Raw genomic sequence first — 15463 nt, 5'->3', positions numbered from 1 at the left:
TATATAGTGGACGCGTCCGTGCGGGGCGCTAAATCTGGGCGATATAACCATGAACATCATCAAGGCTGGCCCCGCGCCGGCGAACGACAACGCGCGCCATGCCGACAGCTTCGCCAGCCTTGCAGAGCGTCGAGCTTGGCTTGCAACGTTGCCGGCCAAGGCAGAACCGGTTCTGGCGTGGCCGACGCTAGAGCGGCTTCACCACCTTCGTGACAACGAGCAAGCAGTTCGCACCCTTCTGATGTGGCGAGCGCTGAACGACGCCGCTGCGCCTGTGGCCGCGAATGACAACGACCCGGCCGTGTCGGACATGGATGAGGACCTTCGCCGCGAAATCCGGCCGACTATCGGCGAGCTTCAGGCCGCCGTGGCCGATGTCGTATTCGAGGAGCCGAGCGAGAGCCGGCGACAGAGGGCAACCGGGCGGTGGCCGGTTGGCGGCGACATAGAGCGCGATGCCGGCGGACGCATCGTTCGGTTGGGCGCGCTGCGCATAGGCATCGTTGGCCGCGTCAACCGGGGCCGTATCATTGAGTGGGGAAGGACCGCCAAGGGCATGCCGCTAGGCCCGGTTGATCGGCCCGCGGCGCCGAAGGGCAAGGCGAAGCCGAAGCGGACGGCGGAATCCATCGCCTTCTACCTTTCCCGGCGTGGAACGGAATGGCCTGCCGAGTACCAAGGCCCGGCCGAGGCGCGGGTTGTCGAGATTGATAGGTCGCCCGAAGTCGCGAAGACGGCCGCAGAGCTCGCCAAGCATGGCGTAGACGGCGACGTCGACTTCGATACCGCGCGTCGAAACGTTGGCCTTGCCCCCACAGAACGCGGACAGCCTTACGTTCACCCGGCAGCGCGCTGGGTAGGAGGGCTTACCCGGTTCGAAAGCCCGAAACAAAAAGGCAGCGTTGGCGAGCTTGCGGCCGAGGTCGACATGGCGCGCACGTCGGCGCTGCGGTCGGTGAAGCGGTTCCTCACCGCACGGGAGGTCGAGATCCTCGATCTCGCGCTTACCGACGCCACGGCGGCCGAGATCGGCATGGCGGTTGGGTATTCGGCTGAGTACTCACGAAAGCACGGTGGACGCTTGGTAGACGAAGCGATCGACGCTTTCCGTAGAACGCAGATGGCGGGCGACGAGAAACTTGCGGCTTGATTGTCCACTCAAGCGTCCCGTCATCGCGTATACAAATATGAGATTGATTTAGGCTTGCGGAAGCAAGCCTAATGTTGCGCGTCCGTCCAGTCGCGCAACAACGCCGGTGCGCCGCACACGCACCGGCACCTTTTACAGATTGCCCACTGTTTGATTGGTTGCGGTGGGCAATCGCCCGCTGAGCGCGCTCACCCGCGAGCCGGGCGTCAATTTTAGTAAGGCCGTCCCGCCACCGCGGGGCGGTCTTTTCTTTTGCCCGTTCGCCGTCATCGGCGACTAAAGCACCGAAAGGCGAACACCTTGGACGATCCCACCCGGCGCACTCTGCCACCCTATTGGACTGAATATTTTCTGACGCCGGCAGAGGTCGCCGAGATCATCGGCACGCCGAATTCGACGTTCGACAACTGGGCGCGCACTGCGCGGCTGCTCGGCTTCGACACCTTCGGCAAGCGCCTGAAAGGCCGGCGCGTCTATCGTCCGGCCGACCTCTTCGCGGCCGGCTTGATGGCCGCCATGTATCGGCTTGGCCGTCCAATCGGCGCCGACGAAATCACGGCGGCGGTGACGTTCGGTGGTGACGTGCCCCCGGATTTGGGCGACATGCTGCGGATGGACGATCCTAAAGGCGAGGGCGCGGTAAGCGTAGACGCAGGCCTCGTCTACACCGGCGTTCGACACTTCGCGGGAGAGATCTTCGACTTCGGCGTTGGGGACGTACCCGAGGTCGACGTCGGCATACGCATCATCCCGCAAGGATGAGTGGCATTCCGGCCACACCTCCCCCCGGTTAGGTTCTTCCGACCCCCTGCCGAGGCCTTGCGGGCGGGGAGGCCCGATATCCGGCTAGCCACAAGTTGAAAAAGTTCATCTTGCTTCCTAACCGTTGACGGCCGCGGCCCCGGCGTTGACGGCTTTTGGCGTTCTGAACCGCGAAAGTCCCGTGTTTCTCGGCTTTCTACCCGGATTGTTCGGCCCATGGCCAAGTCAACGACAGCTGCGGCTTTGGCCGTTGACGTGTTGATGCCGTTGACGAAGGGCCGCCTTTTCTCACTCCCAACTGAATGGAATAGCCGATGACAACTCATCGTCTACGGGCCGCCCCTTGAGCGGCCTCCAGCGTTTCGTCGTCCGCTCATGTTGCCCGGGCGCCCGTGATGAGGGCGGGAGCCGTGGCTACATCGAGCCGGCAAATACGCCGGAAGGCAGCAGCTTCGGATTTACCGGCCTACCGGCACCGATCGTTGCCGAGGTCGAGCAGCCCGCCGAAGTGGAGTGGCCGATCGCCCTGCATGAAGCAGGACATGCCGTCATCTCGCACCTTCTCGGTCAACGCATCGCCGACGTATCGGCCGTACCACCCGCCCGTGTTCGATATGTGGAAGGGCAGCCGGACGTACTGTCTGCGGTGCAGAAGATTGCGCTCGCGTATTTTGGTGAGATCGGCGAGCAGTCGGACGACCGCCGCTACTGCCCGCTGTCGAAGGATAGCGAGGCCGAGTACCTGGGCCGCATCCAATGCTTCCGGTTCGGCTCATGCGACTTCTGCCGGATGGCAGCTGTTGCGTGGCAAGAGGTCGGCCTCGGCGCCGAATACGCCGATGCCGTGGCCGTACTCCGCGCCGGGCAGACTTTCGCGTTCCAGGTGAAAGAAACGCCGCAGGTCCGCATGGCCATCCACCGCCTTGCCCGCGTCCTCACCGACGAGCGCCAGGTCGACGGCGAACGCGCACACTCCATCATCAATGACCTCCTCGAATTCGGCGCCCTCACGGCGGCCGGAAAGGAACCAAATTGTTCGAATTCTTAAAGAAGCTGAAGCCGAAGGCAGGCTCAGATGAAATCTCGAAAACCCGGGATGGCATCGAACTCGACGCCCTACGGGCCGCCCACGAAGCGGCGACGGCGGAGCGCGTTGATCGTCTGCTTGCCGGCGCCGAGGACGCCGAAATCCTCGCGATTGAGACGCGCATAGAAGCCGCGCGCATCGCTGTGGATCGCGCTGAAGTTGTGATTGCCGACCTCGACCGGCGGTATGCCGAGGCCGCCGAGGCCGAGCGTATGCGGGCGGAACAGGCGAAATTTGACGCCATTGTCGAGAAGATCGAGTCAGCGCGGGCCGAGTGGGACGCCGAATATGCCACCCATGCGACGGCCCTTGCAAAGCTGTGTGAGAAGATGAAGGCGGCAGACTTCAGTTATAATGACACCCTTAGGCACGTGATGATGGGCATGTACGTGTGCGACACAAGTCGGTGGAAAGATAACTACGACCGATCATGGGCTGCCGTTACCCTCCCGGCGGTGGAAGGCTTCCCGGGTTGGGGTTCTTACTATGACACCGTCGCCGAAAACAAAGCTTATCATGCGAGCATGCAGTCATGAGCACCGCTTCGATCAAGGTTGCCGCCCCTAAGTTCGGACGCGCCGCTGAAGTTCGCGCGGCCTCCTTCAACGAAGCCGACAATTCCGTTGAGGTGATTTGGACCACGGGCGCTTCGGTACGCCGTCGCGACTTCCGGTCGGGCACCTATTACAATGAAATCCTAGAGGTGACACCGGAGGCGGTGCGGCTTGATCGGCTAAATGCCGGTGCGCCTTTGCTCGACACCCACGACGACTTTTCCTTGTCCTCAGTGATTGGCTCCGTGATCCCCGGTTCGGCACGGGTCGAAGGCGGCAAGGGCTACGCCCGTGTTGCGCTTTCACCGGCACCCGGCGATGCCGATGTGGTCGCCAAGATCCGCGGGGGCATCATCCGCAACATTTCGGTTGGCTACTCGATTCACAAGGTGATCCGCGAGGCCAAGGAAGACGGCGCCGACGAGGATTGGCGGGTGGTGGACTGGGAGCCGCTAGAGATCAGCGCCGTCCCGGTGCCAGCCGATGCAGGCTCCCAAATTCGAACCGTCCAAGATCAAGAGACGGTCGTGGAGATCGTGACGGTGGATACCCCGTCCACGTTTACGGACCGACGGGCCCGGATGGAGGCGCGCCAGCGCGCTATGGCGACTACGGCACCCGTCGTGCATCGCGAAGAACCGTCCGAACGCGTCTTCCGTGCCGTGACGTCGCTGGTCGAAGGCGGAAAGATGAACCGGAACTTTGAAGCAGCCATGCTCGCCGGCCGGGCCGCGGCCGAAGGGCAGACGGATGCCATGACGGCGTCGTTGGACGGCTGGAACCGGGCGTGGGACCTACCCGGCGACTGCCGCGGCGCCGCTTCGGCGGTAGCCTTCATGCTGGTCGCGCTAGCGACCTAACCCCCACACACCCCATCAATGCCGGCCGCCGCGGGTTTGCGCCCGCGGTGCGTCGGCGCATGTCCGAAAGCTGCCCATGGGCCTCACTGTCAAAATCAAAGGCGATGGCATCGATCGAATGCAAAAGGCGATGAAGGCGCTTGGTGATGCCAAGGGACGCCGCGCCTACCAAATGGCCGTCAACGACGCCGGCAACAAAGCGAAGACGGCTACCAGCCGCGCCTTGGCGAAGCAGTCCGGCTTGAAGGTTGGCGTCACCAAGCGGGCCTTGAAGCCCACCGCCGCTTCCGGTGGCGACTTGAACTACACCTTGAAGGGTGAAGGCGGGAACATCGCCGTCAAATACTTCGCGCCGAAGGAGACGGATTCAGGCGTCAGCGCGAACCCGTGGGGCAAGCGCGCCACGTATGCCAACGCCTTCATGTCGGGCGGCGAATGGCCGGGCGGACGAAAAGGCTTCATCGGCCGCGGCCACGCATTCTACAAGGCCGGCGGAAGCCGCCTGCCCATCAAACGGGCCAAGTCCGGCGTCGTCATTCCGGACGAAATGGTGAAGGGCGTTACCGTCAAGACGTTCGAAGACATCGGCCTGTCTGCCTTGGACGAACGCGTGCTGCACCAAATCCAGCGGGCCTCGAAGGGCCTCATTTCATAGGACGGACCCATGTCGGATTTCGAAACTGCCGAAGTTGAAGGTCGGGAAGAACAACTGGAGCGTATGCGGGCGATGTCATTCGAGGAAGTAGTGGCGGACCCCGCGGCGCACGCGGTATCCGACACGCCGTCGGATACCGCGCCGGTGACGCCCGCACCCAAGGTGGAAGCCGCACCCGCCGAAGTGCCCGTGCCGCCCTTCGCGCCTTCGGCCGCAACCTACGACCGCGTGCCGGCCGTCACTGTGCCGTTGCTGCACCCCTTCACGGCCGGCGGTGTCCGCGTCCGCACCATCCGCCTGACGCCGCCCCGTTTGGACTACATCGAAGCCCGTGCGGCGGGCCGCATCACCCGCCTTGAAATGGTGGCAGAAATGGCCAGCCTTCCGAAGGATGTCATCGGCGCCATGCGGTGGCCGGACGCCGAGCGCATCCTGTCGTTCGCCGCCGACATCGCACCGGACGTGGCGGCTTAAATGGGCAAGGCATCCTCCACGCTTGTCCTTGGTCTGGATGACAAGGTCAGCGGCCCGGCGAAGGGTATCGAAGGCGTTTTGCTACGCCTTGGCCAACGACAGGGGACCTTTGCCGATGGCATGATGCGGACCACCGGCGCCACGTCCAAGGCGGCATCCGCCCTCGGTCTTTACGCCCGTGGTGCCATGGCCGTCGCCGGTCCGCTTGCCGGTGCCGAAGGTATGCGTCAGACGGTAGTTGCCGCGGCGGATTTCGAGTCCGCAATGACCGGAATCCAAAAGAAGGCGGGCACCACCACCGCACAAACCGCAAAACTTGCTGAGGAAATCAAGGAGCTAGCGACGAACGGCAGTTTGGCCGTCCCCATCGAGGAAATCGCAGCGGCTTACGAACGCGGTGCGGCCGCCGGCATCCCGTTGAACGAGCTAAAGCAGTTCGCTTCCCTTTCCGCCAAGGCAGCAGACTCGTTCGAAATGTCCGCGACGGACGTCGGTAACGCCGCGGCCGGGTTCAAGGTTAGCTTGGGCATCCCCATCAAGGGAATGCAACGCTACTTCGACCTTATCAACGGGCTTGCGGATAGCGGCATCGCGGACGAGTCGGACCTGGTCAATTTTCTCGACCGGGCAGGCGCTTCGCTAAAGCAGTTCGGACTTTCCGCCGAACAAGCGGCCGCCTACGGCGCCACCATGTCGAACTTGAAGATGGCGCCGGACATCGGCGCCAACGCACTCTCGACGTTGACCGGCAAGCTTCTTTCGCCCGGCTCGCCGAAAGCACAAAAGGCGCTTGCCGCCATCGTGGGGAACACGGTTGAATTCACCAAGCTTCTGAAGAAGGACGGCAACGCAGCGGTCCTGCAATTCCTCGATAGCATCAACAAGCTCGACAAGTTCAAAGCCACCGAACTCCTCAACGGCTTCATCGGTGAAGGCTTTGACGACGAAGTGTTGCGGCTGGCCAAGGGCGCGGACGAACTGCGCCGGAACCTCGGATATGCGGCCAACGAAGCGAAGTGGTTCGGCTCGCTCGACACTTCGTACAAGCTGAAGCTTGATGACTTTTGGTCGCAATGGCAACTCGTCAAAAACGCCTTGGAGAAACTGGCGATCGACGGCGGAACCATGGGCATGCCGGCCTTCAAGGCGGCGTTGGATGGCGCCCTCTACCTTGTGGCCGAAGTCGACAAGGGCTTGAAGAAGTTCAAGGCCGAAATCAACATTGACGCCCTGACGAAGGCCACGGATGCCGTGGGTGACTTGGGTGGCGCCATCGGCAAGGTGCTAGCCCTTGGCGGTGAAGGTTCGGCGCTAGAAACCTTCTTCGGCCGTGTCGCTACGTCCGTAAACCTTGTGTCGGATGCGGTTGGTTTGGCGCGTGATGCGGCCGAAGCCATAGGCTTGGTGAAGGAAGATGACACCGCCGCCGAACGGGCGGCGCGCCGTCAACGCGCGGTAGATGGGTACGCCGAATTCACGGGGGAAAGCGGTCCGGGTCCGCTGATCAAACACATTCACGACAACCTCGGCAACGAAACCATGACGCCGGAAAAGCGCGCAGCACTCGACAAGATGCAGCTGCCGAAGGAGCAGCAATACGACCCGGGCGGGACGTTATCGCACCGGGAATGGCTTCAACAGAAGCGTGCGCGGGACATCGAACGGGCAAACGCACGTGCCGAGCAGCTTAGGCAGCAAGTGCAGGAATGGGCGGCCCCGAAGCTAGCCGCGCTGCCAAGGCCGGCGGCGCAGGGACCGTCCCCGGTCGCAGCACTGGCACCCGCCGTGGCCATCCCCACCCCAAGGCCGGACATCGCTGGGCCCGTAAAGGCGGAAAGCGATGCGGCGGCCCTTGCGGCCGAGCAGGCCGGGGCGCGCATCACCGAAGCCTTCAATGTCACCGCGACACCAAAGGTGGACGCTTCCAGCATCGATGCGCTCATTGCAAAAGCCCGCACCGCCAAGGCGGTTCTGACAGACTTAGGGGCAACCGCGAACAGCGTTTCGGCAGCCGCTAGCGGCAAGGTCGGCCGCGTCACTGCCGGCGCACAATCGTCCATGAACGACACCTTTTCCGACATCGAACGCTAAGGAACCACTATGGCCTGGACCGTAGACTGGCGCGTTACCATCGACGGTAACGACGTCTCCAACAACATGCGCGCCTACCTGATGGACATCACCGTGTCCGATAAGGATGGGGCCGCGTCCGACACGTGCTCGCTGAAGTTCGATGACACCGGTGGGCAGCTTCTTTTGCCCGAACCGGGCGCGGCCGTCGTCGTCTACCTAGACGGGGCCCAGGTGTTCGAAGGCGTCGTGGATTCGACGCCTTGGGAGCTAACGCGCGGCGGTGGGCGAACCTTGGGCGTAAACGCCAAGGGCGACGACCACCGCGGCAAGACCAAGGAACGCCAGGCGTGGCACATGGACGAAGCCACGTTGAAGGACGTCATGGAAACGGCGGCAAAGAAGGCCGGCCTTCAGGGCGTTGTCATGGACCCCGAACTTGGCGCCATAAAACGGGATTATTGGGCGTTGGACAACGTATCATTCAACCACTTTGGGGCCGACATGGCGGCCCGCTTCGGCGCGACGTTCAAGATACGGGGCAAGCGCGCCGTGTTCGTCAAACGGGGTGCGGGCACCACGGGCACCGGCGACGCGATGCCTACCATTACCGCGTCTATTCCGGGGAACGTCATTTCGGTGAGCGTGGACCCCGCCCAAGGAAAGCGCCGCTATAAGAAGTCGACGGTCCGCTATTTCGACCGCGATTCGGCGACGTTCAAATCCGAAAGCGTCGACATTGACTTGGACGATGTGGACGTGACGAACACGAGCCGCGAACTAGCCGCGAATGCGGATGACGCCAAGCGCCACGCGGCGGGCCGCAAGTCCGATAGCGAACGCGATTCCGGCACCGGTTCCGTCGAAATGGACCTGTCACCCGAAGCGCAAGCCGAGGGCACCCTTGTTCTGACGGGTGCCCGCCCGGGCATTGACGGCACCTACCGCATCGTGTCCGTCACCCACAAAGCAAGCCGCTCTAGCGGTGCGACGACGACCCTGGAGATCAAACAGCCGCAAGGAGACGCGGGCAAGACGGCCGAACCCCCGCCAACGTGCCGGTGCCTACGTCCGCGCCGCGCTAACAAAGCAGTGCCAGAAGCACGGCTACTTGGCCGATAACGAAGGCCGGCACCAAGGCGTAGGCGATTGCGGGGCCATGGCCGGCTTGGCGGGCCGTTTTCCATGTCGTGGCGAGGTCTGTAATCAATCTCATGCGGACTTAATGCACCGCGGCGGGAATGGTCCGCGATCCTTACAATTTGAATTCAACACGGCGGCGTGACGCGCCGGCACACGCCCGCACGCGCGGGCACAACAAGGAGAATACCCATGGCCCTTTCCGGTCTTCATGTCGTCTGCGGTGTTGCGGGCAGTCCTGCCGAACTCGGCGGCCACGCCATCGACCTCCCCCTGATGTCCTACGTTCTTCACTGGTCCGAAACGCTTGCCACCGCCGGCCCCACGACGAAGGCCGTGCCCGTCGGTGCATCGCGCTCGGCCTTCCGAGTTCGGTGTTCCGTTGACGCATACGTGGCCGTCGGCAAGACGCCCGATGCCGTGAATGGTCCGCGGTTTTATGTGCCTGCGAATGACGACTACGACGTCATGGCGCCGGCGGAAGCGAAGGTCGCTTGGGTGGCGGCGTAGGGTGAAGGGCGGCCCCGCTTCGGCGGGGGCGGTCTCGGCTCGGCAGACACAACAAGGATATTTGTTGCAGACGCACTAGGCGAGCTCACGTTGAATTTGCATGATGCAGCTCGACCCGGGAGCGTTTATGCCTTTTCGCGAAGAACTGCCGCCTCAATGTCCGCCTGTGGAGGCAGCAGAAATGACTATACCTTCGGCGTGGCGATTGGTGCACTCACCCCAACCGACGATTGACGCTTTTAGCTCACATGCTGCACTCGGTAAGGCGCGGATACCGAATGTTAGTGAGTGCGATCATGCTTCTTGCTCACTCTTCATCGAGCGTGAACGGGTGCAACGGCTTGCGCGACTTCCAAAGCTTCGCCAGGGAGCTCACCTAGCAGAACTTACAATTCCGGTCACGGCTGGGCAATGTTTAGTGAACGAAACCTCTAGTCACGTCCACTTATGGATGTATCGCGACTTCGATCCCGTCGCGCACATCATTGCTGTGACCGAAGTCTGATGGCGAAACTTAAGAGAAAGGCCATCTTTCAGGCTACTCTCATCTATTTAGATGAGCCGCAGTTAATATTCCTGAAGGCAAAGGGCGTGAACGTCATTGCGGTTGCAGTTCCTAGTGACGATGCTGGCCAAGCTCGATTTCTAGCCGTCACTGCGACTCCGCGAAACTTCGAGAGCTATATGGAGGGCAATACCGATCTACGCTTCCTGTTTACGTTTCCTCGTCAGCGGTCTCTGTACTACTTCGATCTGATGAAGATGGTTGGCGGCGAAGTGACCATGCTGCCACATGAGGGACCCGTCCCGGAGGCTGACCTGCCATCGCCTAGACTCTTCTCGTCCGAGCATACGGAGGAATTCGAACTGCCGCCTAGGGCTGAGGACGAGCAGAAACTTATCATTGATGGTGAGTGGGATATGCCCGAGTTTGGAAGTTTCTACGGGCAGTATGCTGACATTTATTATTTTGTCGCTGCAACAAAAAAGTGGGAAGATCCAGCGCACGATCCCGGCCGAAAAGCAAACATCGCCGCGACCTTTCGTGATAAACCCTACCAGGGTGGATCAAGCTACAAGCATTTCTATAACGAACTCATCTACCAAGCTCCTCGCGACGAGCGCGCTGGCTTGGAAAGCATCGCATACGCATCACCTGGCATCGTCAAGCTATCTGGTAAAGAGGAGTTGTTCGATGAGGTTCGTGAACTAGTCGATCATTACCTCGATAATCGTGGACTAGCCGTCAAAGCCTACCAAGATCTGTATAACTATCTCTCAAGGGCAAAGCTTCTAACATTAAGTGGAGATCGTTTCCAGGCAGATAATCCCGCAGCCGCATTCATCGGAGCGCAAACCCAAACGTTGTCTGATGCGATGAATTTCCCATCGCTGGCTGCGGTAAAGGAATTGGTGGGAGGAAACGCCCTCGTAGCGGCTAAGCTTCTACTGTCGCTCTTCCGAAGGGTTGAGGAAGCGTCGACCTACTTTGCACAAGGTCGCATGACGTACACAGATTGACGATTGCGGTAAGTTACGGATCGCCCACTCTCGACAACCCGTCCCGGCTCGGCATAGCTCTCGTCTAACACCGGGTTGTGGTGATGCGGTTAGGTCTGTGGTGGGCCGTTTGAAACCGCTAAGTGGTGAATGAAGGGTGCCCCTGTGGTGGTGGGCACCCTTCGCCTTTTCTAGGGTTAAGCTGAAAGGCGGGATGCCGCGGCTTGATCGTCACGACGACTTATCTGCAGGCCGTGGGCCACGGCGCCGCTTTTCGATAGTCGGCACCAACGGTTCACCCCTCTTCATTCGCAGTGCCATATCCATAGCAAGCTTCTGCCAGTCCGGTGCCGGACCGGCGGGCGGGTGCGGTGTCATCCTGCGAGGCTCCGCAGGCGGCACGACGCACCGTTCCATCATCGCTTTGATGTGGTTCAAGGTTGTGTAGTCCTTATTGGCGACGCGCAAGATAGTAAGCCGCCCTTTCCGCGCTTCGCACCGAAGTCCGCTAAGCGTCATGCCGCCATGCGGAAAGGCGATGGGGATGATGTCCTTCAAGCGAATAGGCGTATCGGGGTCCATCGCGTCACAACCTAGCTAAAAAGAGCGTTGGCCTTTACGATGCGACCTTCCGGCGACAAGCGAAACCACACGGACTTGAGCCATCCGACGTCTATGAGCACCAGGCCTTTATCGTACAAGATCCTAAGGCACTCGAGATCGGAGCGTCCGAGCGTGTCTGCTTTCAAGCCGACGCTATCTTGTGTGGGTCCGTCATCAAGCCGGATAAGCATCTCAACTTGTTCCGGAGAAAGGAACATCATATGGACGGTATCACGATAGCCGCTTGGTCGGCTGTAACGTCCGCAATTTCCTTACGATGGCTTTCGACTTGAGAAGCACTTAACCCCGCCATCGCACGCCAAGCTACTTCCGAGTTCTTGAGCCGTTCACGTACATTCGCAAGAACGGCTTTTCCGGCATCGGTGCCACACGCATCCGCCTGCAGTAGATACAACCTCGTTCGGGCATCGAGAATTTCGATTTTGGTTCCTTGGGTCATTCCGTATAGGTAGGGTATCAAGGGTCGCCCGTAACAACTAAATCAGTAGCCCCGCCTGTTTAACCCGAGTCCCGCGAAACCCACCCGTTTGGCGGCAACCCTGCCGGCAGAAAAGCCGTCCAGCCAAGCTAAGCGCAAACGCGTTCGGTCATGCGCATACGGGCATCCGACCGCCGTCTTTTCCCGGTGATAGCCCGCCGCGGCACCTTCGGCGAATGCCGCTTTAAGCGCTTCATCACCCGTCCGAAAGTACGCTTCCACGTCCCACTTCATGAACCTTCCCCGACGCGACAGCGGACGGCCGACCCCGTCCAATCGTAGCCAATAGCACGGCCGTGAACGGTAGCACGTGGACGGTGGTGCCGCTCTCGTCCTTTACTTCGAAGGTAGTAGTGGCGTCGATGACTTCGCCGGCCCTTAAGCGCTCGGCGAGAATTTCACGTGCGCCCGCTTCGGCTTCTAAACAAACTTGACCGAGGCTTGCAAATTCTGTGCCTTCATCATCGGGTACAACCCCTTCGGATGTTAGCACGTTGAAGTAGTAGCGCATTTCGGACTCTGCGTTAGGTGTTTCCACCTACGGTTTGCATTCGCCCGCTAGTGCCCGCAATGTCAGAAGCGTACACACAAAACCTAAAAGTCGTTAGTTTGCAATGCGATGGCCGGCTATCCTTTCGAACGGTCAGCCACTTCGATTAAGCCGCCCGGGCGACGTCCGCGGCTAATCCCGATCCCGTAGGCGAACGCCGGGGCCGTTGCCATTGCGGTCAATGAACATGACGCCGGCCGTCTCCAGTGCGGTGCGGATGGCAGCAATAGTGCGGCACCGAATCAGCCGTCCTTCGGGAGAAATCCACTTTCCCTGAGATGAGCTGCCAGCAGCCGTTCCACGTACTGAGCCATCGTTCGGTCGTCCGCTTTCGCCGCTGCGTCTAATGCCTCCTTCAGGGAAGGCTCTACGCGTAGTGATATCGCGGCTGTTTTCGCCATCGAGCTACCTTGTGTGCAAGTGTGTGACAATGTGTGTTGACGCAATGCATGGCATGTGCGACGTCTGCATACATCATCACACAAGGCTCGCTGCCTTGCAACAAGGAGCTACCCTCATGGTTAAGACATCCTGCACCACCCACGTCGCCACGAACCTTGCGATGAAGGCAGGCCGCATCCTAGCGGCCCACACCTTCGCCGATGAAGCCGGCGACAGGGAACGCCGGGACACGCTTCGGTGTCGTGTGCGTGCCATGGAATCGGAAGCCACGTGGCATCGTGCCGGATCGCCCGAAGCGGCCTTCCTTCAAATAGGGGTCGCCCGCGGCATCGTGGACCGGATGCCGGATGTCGAAGAACGCGAGGCGCTAAACCGCGTCTTGGCTTCGGTGGCCGGTCTGCTGGAGGCAAGCACGGGTGTGACGCGCGAGTCGGCCGGGTTGGCGTTCTACGGGACGGCCGAAACGGATGCCGAGCTTTGGGTCTAGGATTACGGCAGGCAGGCGAGGGTAGCCTATTCAAGTCCCACTCTAGGACTCAACGCTGTCGCTGCGGTTCTTACGGGTATGGCTAGCGTTAGGTCCCGCATCTCATCGATGCCGAAAACCTAACGATTTCAATAGCATAGGAGCCGAAATGGCTCCCCGAGTAGGACTCGAACCTACGACCTAGCGATTAACAGTCGCGCGCTCTACCAACTGAGCTATCGGGGAAAGGCACGTCTCTCGTGCGCCGCTGCCTATAGCAAAGCCTTTTGCGGTTTGCCAAGCGTATTTCGAGCGATTTGTCGTTTTTCCTCATTTCGCGGCGTCGGTCTCGACTTTCAGCCTCGATGGAGCGTTCCCACCTGCAGGGGACATCGATCGATATCGCGAGGAGTTTGAACCGATGGACCAAGAACGACCGAACGGCTGGTTCCGCCTGAGGGGCCGCATGCTGGAAGTCTTCGGGCGCCGGGTCGAGCTCCCCCGGTCCCGCTACAAGCGCATGGTGATCGGCGGCCTGTTCATCCTGGGGGGATGCCTGTCCATCCTGCCGATCTTCGGGATCTGGATGCTGCCGCTCGGGCTGCTCATTCTCTCGATCGATATCGCGCTGGTGCGCCGTTGGCGTCGCAGGAGCGAGGTCCGGTGGAGCCGCTGGTGGACCGAGCGGCGGCTGGCACGCGCCGAGAGACTGGCGGCGCGCGAACTGGCCGCTCGCGGTCCGGACCACCCGTGACGGCGCTGCCGATGAACGAGATCGGGTTCCGGCGTGCCTCGAACAGGCTGGGGGAAAGCCGATGCGGGCAACCCACGAAGGGATGAAGAAAGGATGAACGCCCACGCTCCGCATGTCCGCGCTGCATAGGTTCTATGCAGCATCTGCGCTACTGTTAGGCAGGCTCTGCATCTATATCAGGCACATCAAATTCACGGAAAGTGCCAACCATGTTCTCCCGCCTCGCTCAGCGTTTCAGCGCCTATCGCTCCCACCGCCAGACCGTCGATCTTCTGTCGCGCATGGAAGACTATCAGCTCCGCGACATCGGCCTCGATCGCGGCGACATCGACATGATCGCCAAGCGCGGTCGTCTCGCGTCCTAAGGCGCTCTCAACTTCCACGCACTGCACGAGGGCGCCTGACGAGGGCGCCCTTTTTGTTGCGCGGCGTTCACCCTCTTCCGGTCGCTCGGTCGCTCGGTCGCTCACTCGTTCCGCGAAGCTGGTGATGCTTTCTTCGCCATGCTCCTTCGCGGCTCGGCAAGCATGCGGCACGATAGGGAAAAGCAGGGCGACACTTCTTCAGCACCTGGCAATCGATCGAACCGCATCATCCGTCTCAGAGGCAAGCTCAACGGGGGGGGGAATGACATGGAACATACAATCGTTTCTGAAGTCGAGGTCGATCAGTTCGCAGCCGCGAAGATGGGTGACTTCCGACATCCCGCCAGCATTCTGGCTCGACTGGGCATCGAATACGAATACGAGGTCGAGACCGCCGATGGTGCTCTTGCGATCTTCCATCGCTGCATCAACGTTCCCGCCGCTCTGCCCGCCTACGTAACGGCGCGCGCCTGAGCCACGCGGGCGGCTTGGAACCGATTCATCTCCGCCCTAGTTGCGGGCCTTCCGCAAGCAAGGAGAGAGCCGTGTCCAACACCGATTCCGGGCCCTACGAAGAAGGCAAGATCGCCGCTTCCGAAGGCAAGCGGATTTCCGCCAACCCCTATGAGAAAGACACCGACGAATTCGATCTCTGGCGCGAAGGCTTCAAGTCCGACGAGGACGAGGAGACCGACGACGAGATGTCCGACGACTGATCCGGCGCCCGCCGAACGAGATCGGCCGGGCCGTCCTTCCCTGTCCGGTCTTCCTGCGGCCGGGCGGGGCAGGGGGCTCGACGGCGCGGAGAACCCTTTTCAAAAGGCGGGATCTGCCGGAAGCCGACACCGAAGAAGACGATCGGGTGCGTCGTCCCAACGTCCGGTGACGTCGCTTCAGGATGGGCCGGGATTCTTTTTCAGAATGCCCCGCCCAGCACCCTTGCGAAGTTCCAACCTTCTCAGTACGTAGTGCCGCTCATGAGGCCTCGTGGCGGAGTGGTTACGCAGAGGACTGCAAATCCTTGCATCCCGGTTCGATTCCGGGCGAGGCCTCCACTCAACT

The 15463-nt window shown here is 61.1% G+C and carries 17 protein-coding genes, 2 tRNA genes and 1 pseudogene; 17 read left to right on the top strand and 3 right to left on the bottom strand.

Annotated features, from left to right (window positions below):
* Positions 1-49: 49 nt before the first annotated feature.
* From ASG43_RS13205 to ASG43_RS13155, 11 genes are all read left to right on the top strand, one after another.
* On the top strand, positions 50-1150 hold the full coding sequence (locus ASG43_RS13205) for a hypothetical protein (protein ID WP_056505611.1): 1101 nt from the start codon (positions 50-52) through the stop codon (positions 1148-1150).
* A gap of 300 nt (positions 1151-1450) precedes the next feature.
* Positions 1451-1912, top strand: coding sequence for a DNA-binding protein (locus ASG43_RS13200; RefSeq protein ID WP_056505609.1), 462 nt, complete (start codon positions 1451-1453; stop codon positions 1910-1912).
* A 343-nt stretch (positions 1913-2255) separates the two neighbouring features.
* Positions 2256-2960 carry a hypothetical protein gene (locus tag ASG43_RS22815; RefSeq protein WP_156386684.1) on the top strand — a complete coding sequence of 235 codons (705 nt, stop codon included), beginning with the start codon at positions 2256-2258 and terminating at the stop codon, positions 2958-2960.
* On the top strand, positions 2945-3535 hold the full coding sequence (locus tag ASG43_RS13190; RefSeq protein ID WP_056505603.1) for a hypothetical protein: 591 nt from the start codon (positions 2945-2947) through the stop codon (positions 3533-3535). Before ASG43_RS22815 ends, ASG43_RS13190 begins: the two co-directional genes overlap by 16 nt.
* The gene (locus tag ASG43_RS13185) at positions 3532-4413 is read left to right on the top strand and encodes an HK97 family phage prohead protease (protein WP_056505598.1); all 882 of its coding nucleotides are present in this window, start codon (positions 3532-3534) and stop codon (positions 4411-4413) included. The genes ASG43_RS13190 and ASG43_RS13185 overlap by 4 nt, the downstream gene beginning before the upstream one ends.
* A gap of 76 nt (positions 4414-4489) precedes the next feature.
* A complete protein-coding gene (locus tag ASG43_RS13180) occupies positions 4490-5068 on the top strand; it encodes a hypothetical protein (protein WP_056505595.1) in 579 nt (192 codons plus the stop codon).
* A gap of 9 nt (positions 5069-5077) precedes the next feature.
* On the top strand, positions 5078-5542 hold the full coding sequence (locus ASG43_RS13175; protein WP_056505591.1) for a hypothetical protein: 465 nt from the start codon (positions 5078-5080) through the stop codon (positions 5540-5542).
* Positions 5543-7633 (top strand): phage tail tape measure protein, encoded by a 2091-nt coding sequence (locus ASG43_RS13170; RefSeq protein ID WP_056505588.1) that lies wholly within the window; start codon positions 5543-5545, stop codon positions 7631-7633.
* Positions 7634-7642: 9 nt separating this feature from the next.
* Positions 7643-8734: a hypothetical protein gene (locus tag ASG43_RS13165; protein WP_056505586.1), complete on the top strand. Its 1092-nt coding sequence runs from the start codon at positions 7643-7645 to the stop codon at positions 8732-8734.
* A gap of 210 nt (positions 8735-8944) precedes the next feature.
* Positions 8945-9262 carry a hypothetical protein gene (locus tag ASG43_RS13160; RefSeq protein WP_056505583.1) on the top strand — a complete coding sequence of 106 codons (318 nt, stop codon included), beginning with the start codon at positions 8945-8947 and terminating at the stop codon, positions 9260-9262.
* A 504-nt stretch (positions 9263-9766) separates the two neighbouring features.
* On the top strand, positions 9767-10783 hold the full coding sequence (locus ASG43_RS13155) for a hypothetical protein (RefSeq protein ID WP_056505579.1): 1017 nt from the start codon (positions 9767-9769) through the stop codon (positions 10781-10783).
* A gap of 1277 nt (positions 10784-12060) precedes the next feature.
* On the opposite strand, the gene ASG43_RS22810 is transcribed toward ASG43_RS13155, so the two are convergent.
* Positions 12061-12375 (bottom strand): hypothetical protein, encoded by a 315-nt coding sequence (locus ASG43_RS22810; protein ID WP_156386683.1) that lies wholly within the window; start codon positions 12373-12375, stop codon positions 12061-12063.
* A 171-nt stretch (positions 12376-12546) separates the two neighbouring features.
* Positions 12547-12648 (bottom strand): annotated as a pseudogene (locus tag ASG43_RS23570) (transcriptional regulator); the annotation flags it as partial.
* A 283-nt stretch (positions 12649-12931) separates the two neighbouring features.
* Here ASG43_RS23570 and ASG43_RS13145 point away from each other — a divergent pair.
* Entirely contained in the window at positions 12932-13303 is a 372-nt protein-coding gene (locus ASG43_RS13145; RefSeq protein WP_056505574.1) for a hypothetical protein, read from the top strand.
* Between the two features lie 149 nt (positions 13304-13452).
* Here the strand turns inward: ASG43_RS13145 and ASG43_RS13140 are convergent.
* Positions 13453-13528, bottom strand: a tRNA-Asn gene (locus ASG43_RS13140).
* Between the two features lie 175 nt (positions 13529-13703).
* On the opposite strand from ASG43_RS13140, the gene ASG43_RS13135 reads away from it, so the two are divergent.
* From ASG43_RS13135 to ASG43_RS13125, 5 genes are all read left to right on the top strand, one after another.
* Complete coding sequence (locus tag ASG43_RS13135; protein ID WP_082490877.1) at positions 13704-14036, top strand: hypothetical protein; 333 nt, start codon at positions 13704-13706, stop codon at positions 14034-14036.
* Positions 14037-14245: 209 nt separating this feature from the next.
* Entirely contained in the window at positions 14246-14401 is a 156-nt protein-coding gene (locus tag ASG43_RS22225) for a DUF1127 domain-containing protein (RefSeq protein ID WP_082490876.1), read from the top strand.
* 267 nt (positions 14402-14668) lie between these two features.
* Positions 14669-14875, top strand: a complete 207-nt coding sequence (locus tag ASG43_RS13130) for a hypothetical protein (protein ID WP_056505571.1) — start codon at positions 14669-14671, stop codon at positions 14873-14875.
* A 71-nt stretch (positions 14876-14946) separates the two neighbouring features.
* Entirely contained in the window at positions 14947-15117 is a 171-nt protein-coding gene (locus ASG43_RS22805; RefSeq protein ID WP_156386682.1) for a hypothetical protein, read from the top strand.
* A gap of 265 nt (positions 15118-15382) precedes the next feature.
* Positions 15383-15456: transfer RNA gene (locus ASG43_RS13125), tRNA-Cys, on the top strand.
* Positions 15457-15463 lie beyond the last annotated feature (7 nt).

This window comes from Aureimonas sp. Leaf454 (genome assembly GCF_001424685.1).
Lineage (GTDB): Bacteria > Pseudomonadota > Alphaproteobacteria > Rhizobiales > Rhizobiaceae > Plantimonas.
The sequence above is the reverse complement of the archived record's forward strand: the minus strand, read 5'-3'. Positions and strand labels throughout refer to the sequence as shown.

Coding starts and splice junctions, on each gene's coding strand:
- ASG43_RS13205 (WP_056505611.1), top strand. CDS start 50: ATGAACATCATCAAGGCTGGCCCCGCGCCGGCGAACGACAACGCGCGC.
- ASG43_RS13185 (WP_056505598.1), top strand. CDS start 3,532: ATGAGCACCGCTTCGATCAAGGTTGCCGCCCCTAAGTTCGGACGCGCC.
- ASG43_RS13180 (WP_056505595.1), top strand. CDS start 4,490: ATGGGCCTCACTGTCAAAATCAAAGGCGATGGCATCGATCGAATGCAA.
- ASG43_RS13175 (WP_056505591.1), top strand. CDS start 5,078: ATGTCGGATTTCGAAACTGCCGAAGTTGAAGGTCGGGAAGAACAACTG.
- ASG43_RS13170 (WP_056505588.1), top strand. CDS start 5,543: ATGGGCAAGGCATCCTCCACGCTTGTCCTTGGTCTGGATGACAAGGTC.
- ASG43_RS13165 (WP_056505586.1), top strand. CDS start 7,643: ATGGCCTGGACCGTAGACTGGCGCGTTACCATCGACGGTAACGACGTC.
- ASG43_RS13160 (WP_056505583.1), top strand. CDS start 8,945: ATGGCCCTTTCCGGTCTTCATGTCGTCTGCGGTGTTGCGGGCAGTCCT.
- ASG43_RS13155 (WP_056505579.1), top strand. CDS start 9,767: ATGGCGAAACTTAAGAGAAAGGCCATCTTTCAGGCTACTCTCATCTAT.
- ASG43_RS22810 (WP_156386683.1), bottom strand. CDS start 12,375: ATGCGCTACTACTTCAACGTGCTAACATCCGAAGGGGTTGTACCCGAT.
- ASG43_RS13145 (WP_056505574.1), top strand. CDS start 12,932: ATGGTTAAGACATCCTGCACCACCCACGTCGCCACGAACCTTGCGATG.
- ASG43_RS13135 (WP_082490877.1), top strand. CDS start 13,704: ATGGACCAAGAACGACCGAACGGCTGGTTCCGCCTGAGGGGCCGCATG.
- ASG43_RS22225 (WP_082490876.1), top strand. CDS start 14,246: ATGTTCTCCCGCCTCGCTCAGCGTTTCAGCGCCTATCGCTCCCACCGC.
- ASG43_RS13130 (WP_056505571.1), top strand. CDS start 14,669: ATGGAACATACAATCGTTTCTGAAGTCGAGGTCGATCAGTTCGCAGCC.